Source organism: Mucilaginibacter ximonensis (assembly GCF_042686265.1).
GTDB lineage: Bacteria > Bacteroidota > Bacteroidia > Sphingobacteriales > Sphingobacteriaceae > Mucilaginibacter > Mucilaginibacter ximonensis.
On the sequence record NZ_JBHUPD010000002.1, the window covers coordinates 1,247,670 to 1,266,709 of the forward strand.

Annotated in this window: 21 protein-coding genes; 15 read left to right on the forward strand and 6 right to left on the reverse strand. The window is 43.3% G+C overall.

The genetic code is table 11. The features are described 5' to 3' along the window. The first annotated feature begins 17 nt into the window (after positions 1 to 17). The 3 genes from ACFS5N_RS13110 to ACFS5N_RS13120 all read left to right on the forward strand — a co-directional run bounded on the left by ACFS5N_RS13110 (position 18) and on the right by ACFS5N_RS13120 (position 3,124). The gene (locus ACFS5N_RS13110) at positions 18 to 320 is read left to right on the forward strand and encodes a hypothetical protein (RefSeq protein ID WP_377186123.1); all 303 of its coding nucleotides are present in this window, start codon (positions 18 to 20) and stop codon (positions 318 to 320) included. Between the two features lie 48 nt (positions 321 to 368). After that, positions 369 to 1,118: a tRNA pseudouridine(38-40) synthase TruA gene (truA, locus tag ACFS5N_RS13115; protein ID WP_377186126.1), complete on the forward strand. Its 750-nt coding sequence runs from the start codon at positions 369 to 371 to the stop codon at positions 1,116 to 1,118. A gap of 257 nt (positions 1,119 to 1,375) precedes the next feature. Beyond that, positions 1,376 to 3,124, forward strand: a complete 1,749-nt coding sequence (locus ACFS5N_RS13120) for an ABC transporter ATP-binding protein (RefSeq protein WP_377186552.1) — start codon at positions 1,376 to 1,378, stop codon at positions 3,122 to 3,124. Positions 3,125 to 3,196: 72 nt separating this feature from the next. On the opposite strand, the gene ACFS5N_RS13125 is transcribed toward ACFS5N_RS13120, so the two are convergent. Beyond that, complete coding sequence (locus tag ACFS5N_RS13125) at positions 3,197 to 3,391, reverse strand: hypothetical protein (RefSeq protein ID WP_377186129.1); 195 nt, start codon at positions 3,389 to 3,391, stop codon at positions 3,197 to 3,199. A 177-nt stretch (positions 3,392 to 3,568) separates the two neighbouring features. Between ACFS5N_RS13125 and ACFS5N_RS13130 the strand changes: the two genes are divergently transcribed. The 3 genes from ACFS5N_RS13130 to ACFS5N_RS13140 all read left to right on the forward strand — a co-directional run bounded on the left by ACFS5N_RS13130 (position 3,569) and on the right by ACFS5N_RS13140 (position 5,641). After that, positions 3,569 to 4,447: a cell division protein FtsX gene (locus tag ACFS5N_RS13130; protein ID WP_377186132.1), complete on the forward strand. Its 879-nt coding sequence runs from the start codon at positions 3,569 to 3,571 to the stop codon at positions 4,445 to 4,447. A 102-nt stretch (positions 4,448 to 4,549) separates the two neighbouring features. Continuing rightward, on the forward strand, positions 4,550 to 4,804 hold the full coding sequence (locus ACFS5N_RS13135; RefSeq protein ID WP_377186135.1) for a DUF3098 domain-containing protein: 255 nt from the start codon (positions 4,550 to 4,552) through the stop codon (positions 4,802 to 4,804). 33 nt (positions 4,805 to 4,837) lie between these two features. Beyond that, on the forward strand, positions 4,838 to 5,641 hold the full coding sequence (locus tag ACFS5N_RS13140) for an undecaprenyl-diphosphate phosphatase (RefSeq protein WP_377186138.1): 804 nt from the start codon (positions 4,838 to 4,840) through the stop codon (positions 5,639 to 5,641). A 413-nt stretch (positions 5,642 to 6,054) separates the two neighbouring features. Here the strand turns inward: ACFS5N_RS13140 and ACFS5N_RS13145 are convergent, their stop codons facing one another. Further along, positions 6,055 to 7,284, reverse strand: a complete 1,230-nt coding sequence (locus ACFS5N_RS13145) for an RNA polymerase sigma factor (protein WP_377186141.1) — start codon at positions 7,282 to 7,284, stop codon at positions 6,055 to 6,057. 137 nt (positions 7,285 to 7,421) lie between these two features. Beyond that, the gene (locus ACFS5N_RS13150; protein WP_377186144.1) at positions 7,422 to 7,769 is read right to left on the reverse strand and encodes a YciI family protein; all 348 of its coding nucleotides are present in this window, start codon (positions 7,767 to 7,769) and stop codon (positions 7,422 to 7,424) included. Positions 7,770 to 7,992: 223 nt separating this feature from the next. Between ACFS5N_RS13150 and truB the strand changes: the two genes are divergently transcribed. The 4 genes from truB to ACFS5N_RS13170 all read left to right on the forward strand — a co-directional run bounded on the left by truB (position 7,993) and on the right by ACFS5N_RS13170 (position 11,519). Continuing rightward, positions 7,993 to 8,754: a tRNA pseudouridine(55) synthase TruB gene (gene truB / locus ACFS5N_RS13155; protein ID WP_377186146.1), complete on the forward strand. Its 762-nt coding sequence runs from the start codon at positions 7,993 to 7,995 to the stop codon at positions 8,752 to 8,754. A gap of 69 nt (positions 8,755 to 8,823) precedes the next feature. Beyond that, positions 8,824 to 9,756 carry a bifunctional riboflavin kinase/FAD synthetase gene (locus tag ACFS5N_RS13160; protein WP_377186148.1) on the forward strand — a complete coding sequence of 311 codons (933 nt, stop codon included), beginning with the start codon at positions 8,824 to 8,826 and terminating at the stop codon, positions 9,754 to 9,756. A gap of 57 nt (positions 9,757 to 9,813) precedes the next feature. Continuing rightward, positions 9,814 to 10,869, forward strand: coding sequence for a DUF2157 domain-containing protein (locus ACFS5N_RS13165; protein ID WP_377186150.1), 1,056 nt, complete (start codon positions 9,814 to 9,816; stop codon positions 10,867 to 10,869). 20 nt (positions 10,870 to 10,889) lie between these two features. Next, a complete protein-coding gene (locus ACFS5N_RS13170) occupies positions 10,890 to 11,519 on the forward strand; it encodes a hypothetical protein (protein WP_377186153.1) in 630 nt (209 codons plus the stop codon). Here ACFS5N_RS13170 and ACFS5N_RS13175 read toward each other — a convergent pair. Then, entirely contained in the window at positions 11,516 to 12,160 is a 645-nt protein-coding gene (locus ACFS5N_RS13175) for a LysE family translocator (RefSeq protein ID WP_377186156.1), read from the reverse strand. The genes ACFS5N_RS13170 and ACFS5N_RS13175 overlap by 4 nt on opposite strands. A 126-nt stretch (positions 12,161 to 12,286) precedes the next feature. Here ACFS5N_RS13175 and ACFS5N_RS13180 point away from each other — a divergent pair, with 126 nt between their 5' ends. Beyond that, positions 12,287 to 12,748 carry an ABC transporter substrate-binding protein gene (locus tag ACFS5N_RS13180; RefSeq protein WP_377186159.1) on the forward strand — a complete coding sequence of 154 codons (462 nt, stop codon included), beginning with the start codon at positions 12,287 to 12,289 and terminating at the stop codon, positions 12,746 to 12,748. Here the strand turns inward: ACFS5N_RS13180 and ACFS5N_RS13185 are convergent. Together ACFS5N_RS13185 and ACFS5N_RS13190 are read right to left on the reverse strand one after the other, a co-directional pair. After that, positions 12,745 to 14,820: a TonB-dependent receptor gene (locus ACFS5N_RS13185; RefSeq protein ID WP_377186162.1), complete on the reverse strand. Its 2,076-nt coding sequence runs from the start codon at positions 14,818 to 14,820 to the stop codon at positions 12,745 to 12,747. The genes ACFS5N_RS13180 and ACFS5N_RS13185 overlap by 4 nt on opposite strands. Positions 14,821 to 14,919: 99 nt before the next feature. Beyond that, on the reverse strand, positions 14,920 to 15,441 hold the full coding sequence (locus tag ACFS5N_RS13190; RefSeq protein WP_377186165.1) for an NADPH-dependent FMN reductase: 522 nt from the start codon (positions 15,439 to 15,441) through the stop codon (positions 14,920 to 14,922). Positions 15,442 to 15,707: 266 nt separating this feature from the next. Between ACFS5N_RS13190 and ACFS5N_RS13195 the strand changes: the two genes are divergently transcribed. From ACFS5N_RS13195 to dapB, 4 genes are read left to right on the forward strand one after another with little or no spacing between them, the layout of a single operon-like run. Beyond that, positions 15,708 to 16,511: a ParA family protein gene (locus ACFS5N_RS13195; RefSeq protein WP_377186168.1), complete on the forward strand. Its 804-nt coding sequence runs from the start codon at positions 15,708 to 15,710 to the stop codon at positions 16,509 to 16,511. 3 nt (positions 16,512 to 16,514) lie between these two features. Further along, complete coding sequence (locus tag ACFS5N_RS13200; protein WP_377186171.1) at positions 16,515 to 17,447, forward strand: ParB/RepB/Spo0J family partition protein; 933 nt, start codon at positions 16,515 to 16,517, stop codon at positions 17,445 to 17,447. Between the two features lie 4 nt (positions 17,448 to 17,451). Then, positions 17,452 to 18,147 carry a DUF5683 domain-containing protein gene (locus tag ACFS5N_RS13205; RefSeq protein WP_377186174.1) on the forward strand — a complete coding sequence of 232 codons (696 nt, stop codon included), beginning with the start codon at positions 17,452 to 17,454 and terminating at the stop codon, positions 18,145 to 18,147. A 38-nt stretch (positions 18,148 to 18,185) separates the two neighbouring features. Continuing rightward, on the forward strand, positions 18,186 to 18,932 hold the full coding sequence (gene dapB / locus ACFS5N_RS13210) for a 4-hydroxy-tetrahydrodipicolinate reductase (protein ID WP_377186176.1): 747 nt from the start codon (positions 18,186 to 18,188) through the stop codon (positions 18,930 to 18,932). Positions 18,933 to 19,040 lie beyond the last annotated feature (108 nt).

Here is a 19,040-nt window from a genome sequence, read left to right on the forward strand (position 1 = left end):
TAAACCAAATTCACGTAATGATGATTCCAGTTGTTTTGACATCGTTATTTAAAGTACTATCTACAATTACCCTCCTGGTTTATATGTATATAGGCAAAAATCTAAATCAAAGTGTATTGGCATGGGCTTTTTTGGCCGTCGGTGCTTTGTTTTTTTTACCATTAATATCCTGTCCGGTTCTATATTGGGGTAAAAATATCAAACCTGCTTTTATGCTGGCGTTTTGGTCGGCTATTCAAGCCTTGAGTCCGATATTTGCGCTGGGCTTAGCGGCGTATCTGGCTTATAAAAAAGGTTTGTTTACAAAAGCTACTGCTTAAATCGTAATTCGTAACTTGTAATTCGTAATTCCACGTTACCTTTGCCCTGTGGCAAATCAGCGCTATTTTATCGATTTATCTTACGACGGTACCAACTACCACGGCTGGCAGGTGCAGCCTAACGCCATAACCGTGCAGGAGGTTTTGGATAAAGCGCTAACTACTATATTGCGAATGCCAATTGAAACCGTTGGTTGCGGACGAACAGACACCGGTGTTCACGCCAAAGAATTTTTTGCACATTACGAATCTGAGCAGACTATACCTTCAGCTAATTTAATTCGCGGCCTTAATGCAGTGCTCCCACATGACATCGCCATAAAAAATATTTTTGAGGTTGATGATGAAATACATGCCCGCTTTAGCGCTACTTTGCGATCTTATCAATACCACATCCATTTTAACAAAGATCCTTTTAAGCACGGTTATTCGTGGTTACTGCGCGATATGCCGGATTTAGAGCTGATGAACCAGGCTGCTCAAATTATTATGGAATACACCGATTTTAGCTGCTTCAGTAAATCAAACACACAGGTTAAGACTAATAATTGCAAAATAAGCCGCGCCGAATGGGTAAATGTTGAAGATGGTGTTGTATTCCATATTTCGGCCGACAGATTTTTACGCAACATGGTAAGAGCCATTGTAGGCACTTTGTTAATGGTTGGCCGAAAGGAGATCAGCCCCGAGGACGTTCGTAATATCATCAACAGTAAAGACAGGAGTAATGCAGGTACATCAGTGCCGGCCTGCGGCTTGTATCTGACGGAGGTGAAATATCCCTTTACCGGGAAATAACAGCTATGCTACGTCGATCATTTTGAAGAGATCTATACGTAAGCTAAGCAAACGCCAATATCCGCCTATAGATTTCTCCCGGTTCTTGCCCGAAATGACATTGGTTTTAAAGAATATCGTGTAACTTTGAATTAGTGGCAAACAACGACGATACCAAAGAAAACACTTCTCAAAAAGACACACCCAAAGTACCTCCTTCAGGGGGCGGAGGCAGCGTAACCGGTAAAGCATTTGACTGGAACCTGCTTAAGCGGGTAATGCATTATGTAAAACCCTATAAGGTTACATTCGTGGTATCGGCCTTTCTGACCATTTTTCTGGCGGCCAACGCATTGGTGCAACCTATTTTGATCCAGAAAACGCTGGATGAACACATTGTACTAAATGACTATAAAGGTTTAGTATTTATGGTAGAATTGATGATTGCTCAACTGATCATCCAAACTGTAGCGCAGTATTACCAAACTTATTTAACCAATTCGCTGGGTCAATCGGTTATTAAAGATCTGCGTATAGATATCTTTAACCATGTTACCAGTTTGCGCTTAAAATACTTCGACCGCACACCAATCGGCATGCTGATTACGCGTACAGTATCTGACCTGGAAACCATTGCTGATATTTTTTCTGAGGGATTGATTTCCATAATCGGCGACTTGTTGCTGGTGGTAGCCGTAGTGGGCCTGATGTTGTACCAGGACTGGAAGCTGGCCCTCATTACGATGATACCCATGCCGCTGTTGTTTGCGTCGACCTATATTTTTAAGGAGGCTATTAAATCGTCGTTTCAGGAAGTGCGCACCCAGGTGGCCAGCCTGAACACTTTCCTGGCCGAACACATTTCAGGTATGAGTGTTATTCAAAACTTTGCCCGCGAAGACCAGGAGATGCGCAAGTTCAAAGCTGTAAACCTTAAATACCGCGATGCTAATATTCGATCTAACTGGTATTATTCGATATTTTTTCCGGTGGTCGAAATTTTGTTTGCTATTTGCATGGGCCTTTTAGTTTGGTACGGCTGCAAACGCGAGTTGTCTGACGAACAACTGGCACATCTGAGCGCATCGCACAGGGGGATAACTCCGGGTGTTATTACTGGTTTTATATTATTGCTCAATATGCTGTTCAGGCCGATACGCCAACTGGCCGATAAGTTTAACACGTTGCAGATGGGCATGGTGGGCGCCGACCGTATTTTTAAAGTATTAGATACCGACGAGGTTGCGCCTAACCCGGGGACGCTACGCCCCGAAATGCTGGCCGGTGAAATTGAATTCAAACATGTATGGTTTGCGTACAACGACGAAAACTGGGTGCTAAAAGACATCAACTTTCACGTAAATCCCGGCGAAACACTGGCTTTGGTTGGCGCAACCGGCGCCGGTAAATCATCCACTATTAATATCCTGAACCGCTTTTATGAAATTGGCAAGGGTGAGGTAAAGGTAGACGGCCATAATATTATGGAGTATGATGTAAGCTATCTGCGCTCGCAGATAGCAACGGTGATCCAGGATGTATTCCTGTTTACAGATACCATTGCCAATAATATCAGCCTCAATAATACAGCCATTACCCGCGAGCAGATCATCGCGGCAGCAAAGGATGTAGGCGCCCACGAGTTTATTGAGCGTTTGCCCGGCGGCTATGAATATAACGTTATGGAACGCGGTTCGACACTGTCAGCCGGACAGGCTCAGCTTATCTCCTTTATCCGCGCGCTGGTTTATAATCCGGCAATTTTGGTACTGGACGAAGCAACCTCCTCAGTAGATACCGAAACCGAGTTGTTGATACAAAATGCCATTAACAAACTGATGCAGGGCCGCACAGCTATAGTGATAGCTCACCGCTTATCAACCATTCAAAATGCCGACAAGATTATTGTTTTGGATCATGGCGAGATCAAAGAGATAGGTACCCATCAGGAGCTTCTGCGGATTGAAAACGGCTACTACCGCAAACTTTACGACTTGCAGTTCAACTCGACGGGTATAGCCAGGTAGGTTTATCATTAGGTCATTGAGTCATTTTTGAAGGCAACAAGCCAATGACTTAATGCCCTAATGACTCAATGATTAATTCTTAGCACCCGGGTTAACTGGCTGCTCTTCTTTTTCGTGTTTTTTGGCGATATCGCCGCCGTGTGGTTTGTCGGCATCGTATTGTTTGTCGGCAGCGCGTACTTTGCTTTTATGTCCGTTATCGTTTGGCCTGTCGGTCGGCGTATCCGAAGGCGATGCTTTATCTTTTGAATTTGCTGGCTTTGTCATATAGTTTTAACAGCTGGTATAGGGATTTTGTTTATGGCATTACCGGTATTAAATAAGTAGTGGTTAATAATCACTCCGTTAAATAATGTTAAACTCCTGCGTAAAACCCAATTAAAAAAATATAAACTTTTACCTTTAGACACGGTTTCTTAATTTCGCAGAAACTAAAAGCATACAATGGAAGAATTTGAAGTAAGCGAATCGGCCAATAAAACTAAAACCATTTACATTTCAACTGTATTTGGTATTGCCATGGTATTGCTGATGGTAGGCTTACTGGGTTTGATTTTAGTGCATGCCAATAACCTTTCGCGCTATGTGAAAGAAAATATTGTCCTCAATATTTTTGTGGATGATGCTGCGCACGAAACCGATGTACGGCAATTGCAAACGCAATTGGAAAGCAACCCGGCGGTTAAACAAGCTATTTATGTAAGTAAGGAGCTGGCGGCCCGTAACCTGCAAAAGGATCTGGGCGAGGATTTTGTGCGGTTTTTAGGCTATAATCCACTTTCGCAATCGCTTGACGTTTATTTGAATGCTGATTACGCCAATAACGCAGAGATTACTAAATTCAAAGCACAATTGCTTAAAAATCCGATAGTAAAAGAAGTAAAATACCAACAATCGCTGGTTGACCAGATGAACTCAAATATCACATCCATCAGTCTAGTGATTTTGGCTTTTACCGGCATTTTTGTGGTTGTTTCGGTAGCGTTAATAAATAATACTATCCGGTTGGCTATTTACTCGCAACGGTTCCTGATTAAGTCAATGCAATTGGTAGGCGCTACGAAGGCATTTATCCGCAAGCCATTTATTTTATATGGCATATGGCATGGGTTATTAGGCGGCCTTATTGCAGTTATTATACTTATAGGTACATTGTACTTTGCTAATCTTGAAATTCCTGATCTGGTTATTCTGCAAAACAATGCCGAGTTTGGTATTGTGTTTTTAGGAGTAATTGGCCTCGGAATATTCATTTCAGGACTTAGTACTTACCTGGCGGTAAATAAATTTTTAAGATTAAAAATATACGATTTATACAGATAATAAAGTGAGTAGTTAATAAGTGAGTAGTGAGCAGTTATTTCTGCAAACCATTCACCATTCTCCCACTCACCATTAATATTCAATCACTCATTAAATTACGCAATGGCAAAAACACAAACAGCTGCAAAAACTAAGGCACCGGCAGCAAATACAACCCCGGTAAATTTTATATTCGATAAAAGTAACTATACCTGGTTTATCATTGCTATCGCCGTGGTAGCGTTTGGCTTTGTGCTCATGTCTGGCACTACCGATATTTATAGCACCACTAAAATTGTCATAGCACCTGTAGTAGTGCTGGCCGGTTTTGGTATTGGCTTTTATGCTATTCTTAAAAAGTCAGACAATAACAAATAGTTTATCAGCCCAGCTTAAACCTGCCCCTTTAAAATGAACATTCTTCATGTACTCATCCTTGCCTTAATTGAAGGATTGACTGAATTTTTGCCTGTGTCTTCAACGGGCCATCTGGTAGTAGCCAGCGCAATTATGGGTATCGGTAAAGATGAGTTTGTAAAACTCTTCGAGATCGTTATTCAATTAGGCGCTATCCTGGCAGTGGTGGTGTTGTACTTTAAACGCTTTTTTCGTTCGTTTGATTTTTATGTAAAGCTGGTCATTGGGGTTATACCCGCCGTGATATTTGGCGTGCTGCTTAAAAAGAAGATCGACATTTTATTGGAAAGCCCGCTTGTGGTAGCTTTTGCCTTTGTAATAGGCGGGGTAATTTTGTTATTTGTTGATAAATGGTTCAATAAACCTACTATTAACGAGGAAAAGCAGATATCGCACATGACAGCTCTGAAAATTGGTTTGTTTCAATGCCTGGCTATGGTTCCCGGGGTGTCTCGTTCAGGGGCCACAATAGTGGGTGGTATGGCGCAGAAACTAAGCCGCAAGGCGGCCGCCGAGTTTTCTTTTTTCCTGGCGGTACCTACTATGTTTGGTGCAACTTTGAAAGATCTGTACGATTTTCATAAACACAACCAGCTTAGTGCCGACGTTTTACATCAGGATATTAAATTTTTGGTAATTGGCAGCCTGGTGGCTTTTATTGTCGCATTGGCAGCTATCAAATCATTCATCACTTATCTGGAACAAAAAGGTTTTAAGCTGTTTGGAATTTACCGCATATTGGCAGGTATAGTAATCATTGTACTGTACTATTCAAGCAACGTACTGCACACAGTTTAAGACACTTACATAGTAAGTGCACTGGCGCATTCTCAAAAAGTATGCGCTTTTTTTGTGCTTAATTGTGCGTATGTAACTAAAGTGTTATGTATGCAAAAGTCAGCAATATCATAATCGGCACAGCGTTTGTATACAATGTTTTATATCACACAGAATTAAGGTAATGTGCTTAGTAGATGTGATTGTTCACTAAGCATATCTTTCTCATATATTGGTTTATAATTGGTTAGTAAAAGCCCCTGCCCATCAGGGGCTTTTCGTTTTTACCTCTCCCCGGCCCTCTCCAAAGGAGAGGGAGATGAATAGTAGAATTAAATTATGTCATTTCGACCAACGGGAGAAATCTGTACATAGACACTCACGCCATAAGTAGCGCGCCTATAATTTTCTCACTGTGTTCGGGATGACAAAACTTAATTTAGATTCTTGATGCTTTTCTTTATCTGGTTTTTCTCTTGCGATGTCTTCGCCAACTTCAACGCAGTTTGCAGATGTTGAAGCGCTATCTCATTATTAATGTCTTTATACAGATAACCTATCAACGAGTGATACAGATGGTGACCGGACAGTTGTGTCAGTTTTTCAGCTTCTACAATAGCTATTTCTTTGCCGTCGGCCTTGGCCAGGGCATAGGTTCGGTTAAGCGCCGCCATAGGCGAGTATTCAAGAATGAGCAGTTTATTATAAAGCTGCAGCACATTTTCCCATTTTTCGGTAGTGTCGGCTTTTTGGGTATGCCAATAGGCGATGGCCGCTTCGAGGTGATAACGGGTTAGCTTGTCGCCTTTGGAGGCGCAGATAAGGTAGTGTGTGCCACGCGAGATCAGCTCTTCATTCCAGAGGCTGCTGTCCTGATCTTCATAAATAATAATATCGCCGTTTTTGTCAATGCGGGCCTCAAATCGCGAAGCATGAAAACACATCAAAGAAAAAAGTGCATTTACCTGGGGTACATCAGTAGTTGGATTCTGAACAAGCAGGTAGGTTAAGCGCATGGCCTCTAAACAAAGATCTTTACGCAGGTTAGTATTACCACTGCTTGAATAATAACCTTCGTTAAAAAGCAGGTACAGGGTAAGGAGCACGGTTTCAAGCCGCCTGTTTATTTCGTTGTTGTTCGGAAACTCAATTTTAACTTGTTGCTCGCGCAGCTTTTCTTTAGCACGAAACAGCCGTTTGTTTATAGTTTCTTTATTTGACAGAAAAGCATCCGCAATTTCATCAATGCTAAAGCCGCAAAGTATTCGCAAGGCTAAACCAATCTGCGCCTCAGCCGGGATGATCGGCTGGCAAATAGCAAACATCATTTGCAGCTGGCTGTCATTAATATTTGCCTCACTCAAATCAATGTTCAGTTCTTCGCTATCCTGCGTTTGTGTTTTTAGATGTGCGCTTACCTTTTGGTCAAAAACTGCGTTGTGCTTCAGATAATCTTTAGCCTTGTTTTTGGCAACGGTATAGAGCCACGCGGTAGGATTAGGTGGTTGTTTGCCATCGGTCCAGCTTTCAGAAGCCAGCAAAAAAGTATCGCTGGCAATATCCTCAGCTATTTGAATGTGTTCAAACCCAAATATCCGGGCCAGTACCGCAATGATCTTGCGATATTCGGTACGGTACAGATGTGGTAGAATTTGGTTTTGCATAAAAAATAATTCCCTCCCTTAGGAGGGACGCAATGGATTGTGAGATGGGAGGGAGGGGTTTTGCGAACTTATATCTGCCGAAACCCCTCCCTTCCCCTCCCGTGGGGAGGGAATCGCGCGAGACCGCCGCGATTTTTTTACATCTCCATCTTAACAATCTGCCTAACCTCAACGCATCCGTTAGCATTCAGGATAGGGCAGCCTTTAGCAATCTCAGCGGCTTCGTCAAGCGATGCAGCCCTGATTACTATATAACCGCCCACAGCTTCTTTAACCTCAACATAAGGGCCGTTGGTTACCAGTGCCCCGGGCTTAATTACGCGTCCTTCAATATCAAGGCGGTTACCGCGATCTGCAAGTTTGTTTTGTGCAGCCAGGCTGCCCATCCAGTCTTGCCATGGTTTAGAAATTTCTTTTAATTGCTCAGGAGTGAATTGGTTCTCGATGCTTTGGTCGCGTCTAAAGATCAATAAGAAATCGTTCATTTTAGTAAGTTTTTAAGTTTAAAACCTAATGACGACCTGCCGGCCGGAAATTGGACAAAGCAACCATTAAATTTTAAAATGCTAAATTGAAGATAGAAAAATACGCGCTACCATTTTATTCTGGTTATAAAAATCAATCAGCCGCCAAACATCGCAAGGGTTGGCGTACCTTACAGGCCGCCTAACACATACCAAGCTTTATTATTACCTTTACCGCGTGAATATGGATACTTTGAATACGGCAGCAAAGGCCGGCCGCCAGTTTAAATTTGCCGAAGGCGAGCTGTTATTGGTAAACAAGCCTTATCAGTGGACGAGTTTTGATGTGGTGGGCAAGCTGCGCAACTCTTTTAAGCCACTAAAGCTAAAGGTTGGCCACGCCGGAACGCTTGACCCGCTGGCTACAGGTTTGCTGGTAATTTGCACGGGCAAAATGACTAAGCAAATTGATACCTTCCAGGCTGAAGAGAAAGAGTATACCGGGACGATGATTCTGGGAGCTACTACACCGTCGTACGATATGGAGACGGACGTTGACGAAACTTTTGAGACAGGCAACCTGACAGATGAACTGATACGTAACGCCTGTGTGCAATTTATTGGCGATATACAACAGTATCCACCTGCACATTCGGCCATTAAGGTTGGCGGCGAACGCTTGTACGAAAAAGCCCGTCGCGGCGAAGAGGTTGAGTTGAAATTGCGCAACGTAACTATAAACGAGTTTGAAATTACCCGCATTGAGCTGCCAGAGGTTGATTTTAGAGTAGTATGCAGCAAGGGCACTTATATCCGTTCATTAGTGAATGATTTTGGCAAGGCACTTAACAACGGAGCTTATCTGTCAAAGCTTACGCGTACCCGTAGCGGTAACTTTAAGCTGGACGATGCCTACGAGGTAATGGAGCTGGTAGGGTTAATAAGAGCAGGAAGCGGAAAGCTTAAAGCAGAAGGCTCAACGCCCAAACCCGAAGACGAAAAGTAGCGTACAAATACTTTGAAGTAACAGTACTGAGAATAATTTATGAAAAGCTTTTAGCTTTTAGCTAAAAATATGAACATCTACCATCATATTGATGACTTTAAACCCGTAAAAAAAGCCGTTGTTACCATCGGTACATTTGATGGGGTACATCTGGGGCATCGCAAAATAATAACGCGTATAAAAGAACTTGCCGGTATGTGCGGAGGTGAGTCCGTGATTCTTACGTTCTTTCCGCATCCGCGAATGATCCTGCATCCGGAGGATGACAGCATTAAGCTGATTAACACCATAAGCGAAAAAGCAGAGCTGCTGGGGCAGCTGGGCGTAGATCATTTGATCATTACACCTTTTTCGCGCGATTTCTCAAACCAGACTGCTGAAGATTATATCCGCGATGTGCTGGTGAATAAGATTGGCACTAAAAAGATAGTCATTGGTTATGATCATCGTTTCGGCAAAGATCGCCGCGGCGGATTAGATGACCTGCTGCACTTATCACCCGTTTATGGTTTTGAGGTAATTGAAATACCCGAGCAGGATATTAATGATGTGGCAGTAAGCTCAACCCGGATACGGGAAGCTTTGCTGACTGCAGATATCGACCTGGCCAATACTTTCCTGGGATATCCCTTTTTTATTACAGGTAAGGTTATTCGTGGCGATCAGATCGGCCGCCAGATTGGGTATCCAACCGCTAACATACACATTGAAGAAAAGTACAAGCTCATACCTGCCGACGGAATTTTTGCTGTAAAAGTGAACCATGACGGGCAGGACTACACCGGCATGGCCTATATTGGCAGCCGCCCCACTATTAACGGTATGACCCGTAATATCGAAGTTAACCTGTTTAACTTTGACAAAGAGATATACAACGAAACGGTGCGCATGTCGTTTTATCATTATGTTCGGGGCGATATAAAGTTTAACGGCCTAGATGAACTTAAAGCCCAGATAGCACGCGATAAAGAGGAAGTGCTGCGCCTTATGGCTGGTATTTAATCAAACTTTGCCGATATTGCCGCGTTGCTTTTTCGTAGAGCAAATGTTAAACCCAATATGTCTAAGTTAAATATCGACAAAGCCGAAAGCGAGTTCCTGAACAAAACTATTGCCCATTGGCATAAGGAGGGGATGCTTAGCGAAGACGTCGCACAAAAACTGCGTAACTCATACGAAGTAAAAGGTTTCGACTGGATGCGCCTGGCCAAATACTCGTTTTGGATAGCCCTCATTTGCGGCGGCGCTTCATTTGCTTTCCTGATTGTCAATGACGCCGTTGTGCGCTGGCTCAAACAGCTGTACTACACGCCTGATATTGTGATTAGCGTTATATCGGCTGTTGCCGCCGCTTTTTTATTCTACTGGGGCCGTCGCCGCGAAAAGTTACATCCCGAAAAAATTTTCAGTAATGAGGCGGTAATATTTACAGGCATATTGTTTACGGCATGTTGCATTGCTTACCTGGGTAAAGCTTTAGATCATCATTCGGGCCACTATTCGCTGCTTTTCCTGTTATCGGTTTTCGTGTACGGATTTTTGGGCTGGCGTATGCAGTCAAGGTTAATCTGGCTTTTTGCGCTTATATCATTGGGTAGCTGGTTTGGTACTGAAACAGGTTATCAAACCCATTGGACCGATTATTTCCTGGGCATGAATTATCCGCTGCGTTTTGTACTGTTTGGCGTAGTGCTGATAACGGCTTGCGCTTTGCTCAGACGTCGCCAATGGTTCAGTTACTTTTGGGAACAAACCTACGTAGTGGGTTTGCTGTATTTGTTTATGTCGTTATGGCTGCTCAGTATTTTTGGTAACCTCGGTAACCTTGATGTATGGTACCAGATCAAGCAGATCACGCTTTTTTATTGGGGCATTATATCAATGTGTGTAGCCGCGGCGTTTTTATTTTACGGTTTAAAAAACAAGGACGATATATCGCGCGAGTTTGGAATTACCTTCCTCATCATTTATATCTATACTAAATATTTTGAATATTTTTGGGAGAGTACCAATAAGACCGTTTTTTTTGCCATACTTGCAGCCTCTTTCTGGTTAATAGGCCGCAAGGCCGAAAAAATCTGGAACCTGAAGAGTAAAAACACTAACCCCTTATAAACCTATTGTTGATTGATGCCATGAAAAGGTGTATTTTTTTTCTTGTTTTAGTTTGCTCGTTTGCTCAACTTTTAAAAGCGCAGAATCCCGATCCACTGTATGTTATAGACGCCTATCGCAAAGGTTTCATGCTTAAAAACAAAGATTCTGTTTATTATCAGCAGATGTTTTTTAAAGTTTTCCCCTCAGATTTTAAGACATTTTCCAAATACTATGGCTGGGACTATCAGCTAAATAAAGGCCGGCCCTTAACTTCTACACCATCAAATTATTTCAAACGTGTTTTTAATTCAAAAGCCTACAGTCGTGCCGAGGTTATCAAGAAGATAATCGGTATATCTGTAAATGCCAGGCGCTTTAACTCGGCTTCGGTTAGTGATGGTAATGGCCCGGCCGTCGGTCAGTTCCAGGAAGATAGTTTTAAATTTGCCCTGGCTCATATTGATGAGTTTTTGAAAGCTTTGCAAACACGTAATCAGGCAGAAATTGTTTCTGTATGGGCATTTTATATGGATTACCCTAACGGTAAGTACCGCAAAGGCGACTATGAAAAAGTATGCAATTTAATTGCCCCGCATAGCCAGGCAATGATAGGCCTGGTTACGCAAGGCTATAAAAGGGACGTCGCCAAATGGTCGAAAAAGCATTAGGATTTTACTTCAATAGGTTGAGCATGTTTAACCGCCAGGTAAACACGTTTAACCAAATGATATCCGGCCAGGCTGAAAAATAAAATGGCAATCGCGGTATTGATAACCCTCGTGCTCAACGCAAACTTGCTCTGAATATATTTGGCAAAACGAGCATACAAAAACAGGCACAGAAACGATCCGCCGGCCGAACCGATACTGAATATTACCAATGGCAGGTTACTGTCAAGGATCCATTCGTGCGTGATGAGGTAAGTGCCGCATATCATCCAGAAAGGTATTTGCATGGGGTTTACAAAGCCCAGTATAATGCCGTATTTAATGCTGTCGTGTTCTTTGTATTTGGTTTCGGGCGGTTTTTTGCGGTTAAGCCAGGTGATAGTGCCTAATACCAGGAATAGCGCGAACATCACCCAATCAATTACCACATCAAGGTGCACCTGTTCTGACAGCCACTTGGCGGCGTGCATAATAAAGAAAGTGAAGAAAAACTCAACACACGAAAAGGCTATGCAAAACTGCAGCGCCTGTTTCAGGCCCCGGTTTATGGTAATACGTACAAGCGTAAGGTTTATGTTTCCCGGCGGAATGTAACCAATAAAGTTGGCTATAAGCCCAAGGAAAAATGTCAGAAATATCATCGGGCCCAAAGATAGCTGTTAGGCCGGAAGATACGCAATAGCGATACCGTGCTGCGGTGGTTATTTTAATGTTAAGGATTTGATAACACTATTGAGCAGACTTAAAAAAATGCGCAACTTTGCAGCATGACATCACTAAGCGAAGAACAGCAGGAACGCCTTGACATTATTAGCCACAAATTAAAGTTTATGGAGCAGAGGCCCACGGTGGCTATCATTAAAACTTTAGATCCGATTGTGTTGGCAGCTGATGAAATGAAAGACCTGGTTGCCACGGCCGGGGGTGTTTTAATTGAGGGCGATGAGCAAACGCTGTTGGCTCTAAACCCGGATGTAATTATGCTAATGCCCAATGATATGCCGATAGCCGAAACCATGAGCAATATGGATACGCTGCTGCAGTTGCCCGGCTTTGCCGGTTTAAAGGCCGTGAAAAATAACCGCCTATATATTGTTGATAGCGCTATGGTAGTTAATGACGCTGCCGAAAATGCCGTCGACACCATTGAAATGCTGGCTGAGATCATTTATCCCAAACAATTTATTTTTGGCTACGAGGGTAACGGCTGGATTAAGTTCTCTGTTTAAAACCGCACATTAAAGCCTGCGTAATAATTACGTAGGGCCGAGGGGTTGTAAAAACGATTGCCTATTGCATCCAGATCGGCACCTAGGTTATAATATTCGTTCAGCAGGTTGTCTGCGCCTGCAAAAATTTCCAATTTTGATTTGCTGCTCAGCTTTTTCTGCCAGCCTACTTTGGCTTGAAGCAGGTTGTAACGCGGTGCGTAAAAAGTGTTGGCCTCATTAAGCGGTATGCGCGCCGTTGCGTTATACTGCACATATAAATAAAGCGATTGCGGGAATTTTACCTGCACACTTGCCACGCTAACGTCGCGCGGCACGCCGGTTAGTTCATTGCCTGCGTAGCCCCGGGTAGCATCGTGATAGTTGCCAAAGGTAAACTTGCTCAGCGTAAACGATTCGCCGAGCTGCAACCCGCGAATAAAGCCGCTGTTCGAAGGCTTGATGATCCAGTCGCTAAAATAAAGCTCCAGGCCGGGTTGTTTGATATCGCCCGAGTTGGTGTAGTATTCCGTACCATCGTCATTCAACCGGCGTACAATGGCGTTATTGAGGCGGTAGTAAAATGCTGACACATCTAATAAAAAGCTTTCATCATTACTGCGCAGCCTGAAACCGGTTTCATAGTTCCAGCCATACTGCGCGGTAAGTGCGGTGTTAATGATATTGTTTGATGGCCGTATCTCTGCCGATGTGGGTGTTGAGTACCCTCGGCTGGTAGAGGCCCGCCACACAAAATTATCATTGATCTCATACGACAAAGCCAAACGTGGCATCACCTGCGGCGAAAACCTCCGGCTGTTAAACGACGTTTGTTTTCTGGGATAGACGTTTTCAAAATCGTACCCGTAAAAGTTTAAACTCGCTGCCGCTTCCACGTGTAGTTTTTTTGCGATAGTTTCTTCGTAACGGGCAAAGAAAAAGTGGGTGCCGGTATTCACTTTGTCCAGGCTTTGCGCCGTGTCACGCACGCCGCCACGGTTGCCGTAGTCGTTATTGTCGGCTTTGGTTTCAGACCACTCCATACCCACATTGGCTTTCCAGTTAAAGTTAGCTTTCTTGTCGCCGGTAAATTCAAAGTAGGTGCGTATGCCTAATGTGCGTTCATAACGCTGCTCATAATTGGTAATAAACGGATTGGTAAAATCAACATAGGCGCCGTAAACCGCCAGCACGTTGCGGATGTTGTTGGTTAGGTGCCACTCATTCACCGCGCCGCCATAAGTCATTTTATTGGTAATGCCGGCATGCTGGGCTATGGCCCCAGGGGTAGCCGGGGTTGATGGCCGCGCCATGCGCGGATCAACAGCTACCTGGGCTAACGTCAGTCCGCCGGGTGTTTCATAACTCAAATCAGAATAAAAACCCAGTATTTTTAAAGTGTTAACGCCGCCATAGGTTATTTTATCACTTAACTGAAAATAATTGCGGTGCATATCACTGTGCACACGGTACCCGTGATAAGTCTCGTACGACTGGTTGAAATTAAACTGGTTGTTTTTACTCACATTTTGAATGCCGGCATTCTCATGCTCCAAGCCGTAAGAGCCACCGGTAAAACCACCGGTCACAAAACTGCTATTGTCAAAACGGTTAACCGGGCTTATCAATACCACGCCGCCAGAGTTGGCGCCGAACAAACTGCCGTCGGGCCCTTTTAATACCTCAATGCCCTGTACACTGTTAAAGTCGATGGCGTTGAGGTAGGTATTGCCGCCGGCGTCAGTTAAAGGCAACTCGTCGTAGTAAATTTTAACATCGCGTACCCCAAATGGCGAGCGCAATAAACTGCCCCTTATTGACAAACGATAGCTGCCCGGCGAGCGTTCTTCCATACGCACACCCGGCACGGTATTTACCGCAGATACCAGCGAATTATCAGGCTGAACTTTAAGTTGATCAGGTGTTATTACGCTTACAGAGGCAGGTATACTCAGCAAGGGTTTTTCTGATAAATAACTCTTTACGGTTATGCTGTTTAAACGGTTGGTGTCGATTTTTGAGGCCGCCTTGTTTTGCGCGATGGCTGCATATCCTGCTAAAACTAAAATTACAGTAAGGGGAGTTTTGAACACAGTTATAATGTTATATACCATCAAAAATAGCCCTTTGATAACAAAAGGGCTATTTTTAATTGTAAGATATTAGATACGCAATCAGGGTGCACCTGTCATCTAATACTTAATAAACTTATCTATCTGCTCATCCGTAAACTTAACGGTGTCTTCTTTAAACAGATCGCCTTGCTCATTAAGCTCAGTTTTGATATTGGCTATATGCAGCTTCAAAGGCATGATGTTTAAATGTACGTAGTGGCATACGCCGGTAAAATGGTCTATTCCGCGTATGTTACCGTACTTGCCTGACGATACGCCTACCAAGGCCGCTTTCTTGTCATAAAAACTGTAAGGAAATGAGCATGCATCTATAAAAACTTTTAGCGCGCCCGGAAAACTACCGTTGTACTCAGGTATTACAAAAATGAATTTTTCAGAGGCGTCAATAATGTCCTGAATAACCTGGAACTCCGGGCTGCGCTTGCCATACAGGTCGGTAATCAGTATGTTAGGCGGCAGTTGTTCTAAAGATAGCAGCTGCACCCCGGCACTTTTTTCGGCCAGTTTTTTATGATAGTATTTTGCCACTTTAAGGGTTGAGCTTCCCGGGCGGTTGGTAGATGATATGATGGTAACCATAATGTGTGAATGAGTGAATGAGTGGATGAGTGAATGTTTTTTTTGATTGTTTTTAATGACAGGATCGCTTAATAATTTTGCATCCTGCCCATTCACTCAATCACTAATTCAATCATTAGCTAAATTGTTTGTAAGTCGGCTAAAACTGTGGATTTCTCGATTATTTAAATCTATATCTTAGCACAATTAAAATTCCTCCGAAGGTAGAAATTTATCTTTCTATTTTTCGTTGTAATAGACACTGTTGTAAATTTTGGAGATAAAAAATGAGTAAAATAATTGCATTGGCTAATCAAAAAGGCGGTGTTGGTAAAACCACGTCTTCGATTAATCTGGCTGCAAGTTTAGCCGTTTTGGAGTATAAGACATTGTTAGTTGATGCTGATCCGCAGGCTAATGCCACATCGGGCATCGGGTTTGATCCGCGCAATATTAAAAACAGTATCTACGAGTGTATCATCAATGAAGTTGATCCGCGCGAGGCTATTATAAAAACTGAAACCCCAAACCTTGACCTGCTGCCCGCTCATATTGACCTGGTGGGTGCCGAGATTGAGATGATAAACCTGGAAAACCGTGAGTACAAAATGCAGGAGGTTTTCAACAAAGTACGCGATGACTATGATTTCATCATTATAGACTGTTCGCCGTCCTTAGGTTTGATCACCATTAACGCTTTAACCGCGGCCAACTCGGTGATAGTACCGGTACAATGCGAATATTTTGCGTTAGAGGGTTTGGGTAAGTTATTGAATACTATAAAAATTGTACAAAATCGCTTAAATCCTTCTTTAGAGATTGAAGGTATATTACTAACTATGTATGATGTAAGGCTGCGGCTTTCAAACCAGGTGGTTGAAGAGGTGCGCAATCATTTTGAAGATATGGTGTTTGAAACCATCATACAACGTAACACCCGCTTAAGCGAGGCGCCAAGTTTTGGTTTGTCGGTAATTATGCATGATGCTACCTGTAAGGGAGCCATTAATTACCTTAACCTAGCCCGCGAGGTAATACGTAAAAATGGTTTAGTAAAAGATGGCGAGTTAGCAGAAACTGAGACAGCATAAAGAATGAGTGCAGAAAAAAGAAAGGCATTAGGCAAGGGATTAAGCGCACTGTTGAATGATTCTGAAGACGTACTACCCTACAAAAAATCATCACCTGCTAATGGCAGCGGTAATGTTGCGGTAAATGCCGCCGCCGAGGTTAACCCCCTGGGTTCGGTAAATGAAATTAAAATAGCTGAAATTGAGGTTAACCCTTTTCAACCGCGTACTGAGTTTGATGAGAATGCTTTGGCCGAGTTGTCGGCATCTATCAAATTACAGGGCTTGATTCAGCCCATCACTGTACGTAAAGTTAGCGCTAACCATTATCAGCTTATATCAGGCGAACGCCGCTTGCGCGCCTCGAAACTGGCCGGCTTAACGCAAATACCGGCTTACGTACGCACTGCTAACGACCAGCAGATGCTGGAGATGGCTTTGATAGAAAACATCCAGCGTGAAAACCTTAATGCCATTGAGGTGGCCCTGAGTTTTCAACGGATGCTGGACGAGGTTGGTTTAAAACAAGAAGAACTCGGCGATCGCGTAAGCAAAAACCGGTCGACCGTTAACAATTACCTGCGTTTATTAAAATTACCGCCAACCATACAAGCCTCCATTCGCGACGGCGAGTTAAGTATGGGCCATGCCCGGGCTTTAATCACTATTGAAGATCCGGCGCAACAATTATATTTGCATAAACATATCATCGAGCAGGGTTTATCCGTTCGTAAGGTGGAAGAGATGGTGCGCGATTTACAAAAAGCGCGTACCAAGAAGGAAGGAAAGCAGCCTGAACCGGTATCATTTCAATTTCAAAAGATACAGGACGACCTGGCCTCTAAGTTTAGCTCGCAGGTTAAACTTAAAGTGAACAGTCAGGGCAAAGGCTCTATCGAGATTCCTTTTTTATCACAAGATGATCTTGCCCGCATCCTTGAAATGTTGGACTGGTAAATAAATGCAGAAATACCTTTTTATACTTGGCTTTGTCATAGCTTTTGCTTTTTCGGCCCGCGCACAGGCGCCGGTTAACCCAATTATGCCTCAAAAAAGTAAGGCCGATAGCTTGCAGGAAAAACGCGATTTGCTTAAATCGAAGCCCTTCGTGCCTAAAATATCATCTGTCCCCAGGCTTTATCATCCGGATAGTTTGCATAGCCCCACCAAGGCCTGGCATCGCTCGGTAATATTGCCGGGTTTGGGTCAGATATATAACCGCAAGTATTGGAAAGTGCCGATTATTTATACTGGTTTTACTTTGCTATACCTCATGTACAAATTTAACGCTGAAAACTACGACCAGTTTTTAGCCCTGGCGAAATATGCGCAAACCGGTACGGCACCTAACCAAGGCGACAAGTATTATGATATTTACCAGCGTATACAAGGCAGCAGTGGCGCAAATCAACAGGCGCTTACTGATGCTACCCGCAGCTACGCCCGGTACCGCGATCTGGCGGTGATTATCTTTGTGGCCGGCTGGGGTATCCAAACCATCGACGCCTATGTAGATGCAAAGTTTAAACATTCTTATTCGATGGATAACGATTTTAGTGTAAAACTGCGCCCAACGCTGGTAAGTCCGCCATTAAATGCGCAGTCGTTAGGTAGTGCAATTATTCCGGGTTTAAAAGTTACCTTTACACTTCCATAATGCAGGCTATATTTGCCTGAACCATAAAACAACAACAAATGAAAATTGCATTACTAGGTTACGGTAAAATGGGTAAGATCATCGAAAAGATTGCGCTCGACCGTAAACATGAAATCGTACTGAAAATAGATTACGATAATCAGCAAGACCTTACTATTGAAAATCTTCAAAAAGCCGATGTTGCCATTGAATTCAGTACCCCCGGCACCGTGCTTTCAAATATAGAGCAGTGCTTTAACGCAGGTGTACCCATTGTTGTGGGTACCACCGGCTGGCACGAGCAGATCAGCGAGATTAAAGCACGCTACGAAAACAGCGATAAAGGCTTTATTTATGGCACTAACTTCAGTGTGGGCGTAAATATCTTTTTCCATATTAATAAAGTTTTAGCAAAGCTGATGAATGCCCATCCTTACTATGATGTACAGGTTGAAGAGATCCATCATATCCAGAAACTCGACTCGCCAAGCGGCACCGCCATTACCATTGCCGAAGGGATTATTGATAACCTGGACGAGAAAAAGCAATGGGTAAATATACTCACCGACGGTACTAACCCGGTTGACAATAACGCTACCGCTGAAGATGTGCTTATCGAGTCGCACCGTATTGATAGTGTGCCGGGTACCCACACCGTAATTTATGATTCTGAAGTGGATACTATTGAAATAAAACATACTGCACACAACCGCAATGGTTTTGCATTGGGGGCAGTATTGGCGGCCGAGTGGATCAAAGACAAACAAGGCTTTTATTCGGTAGCCGATATGTTTGATTTTTCTTAGGATCTATCTAAAAATAACTCTTATCATTGCCGTTGACTTTAGTCAACGGGAAAATGGAGGAATAGATTAAGGCTTTAGCCAAATAATAAGACGTTTTTAGGCTAAAGC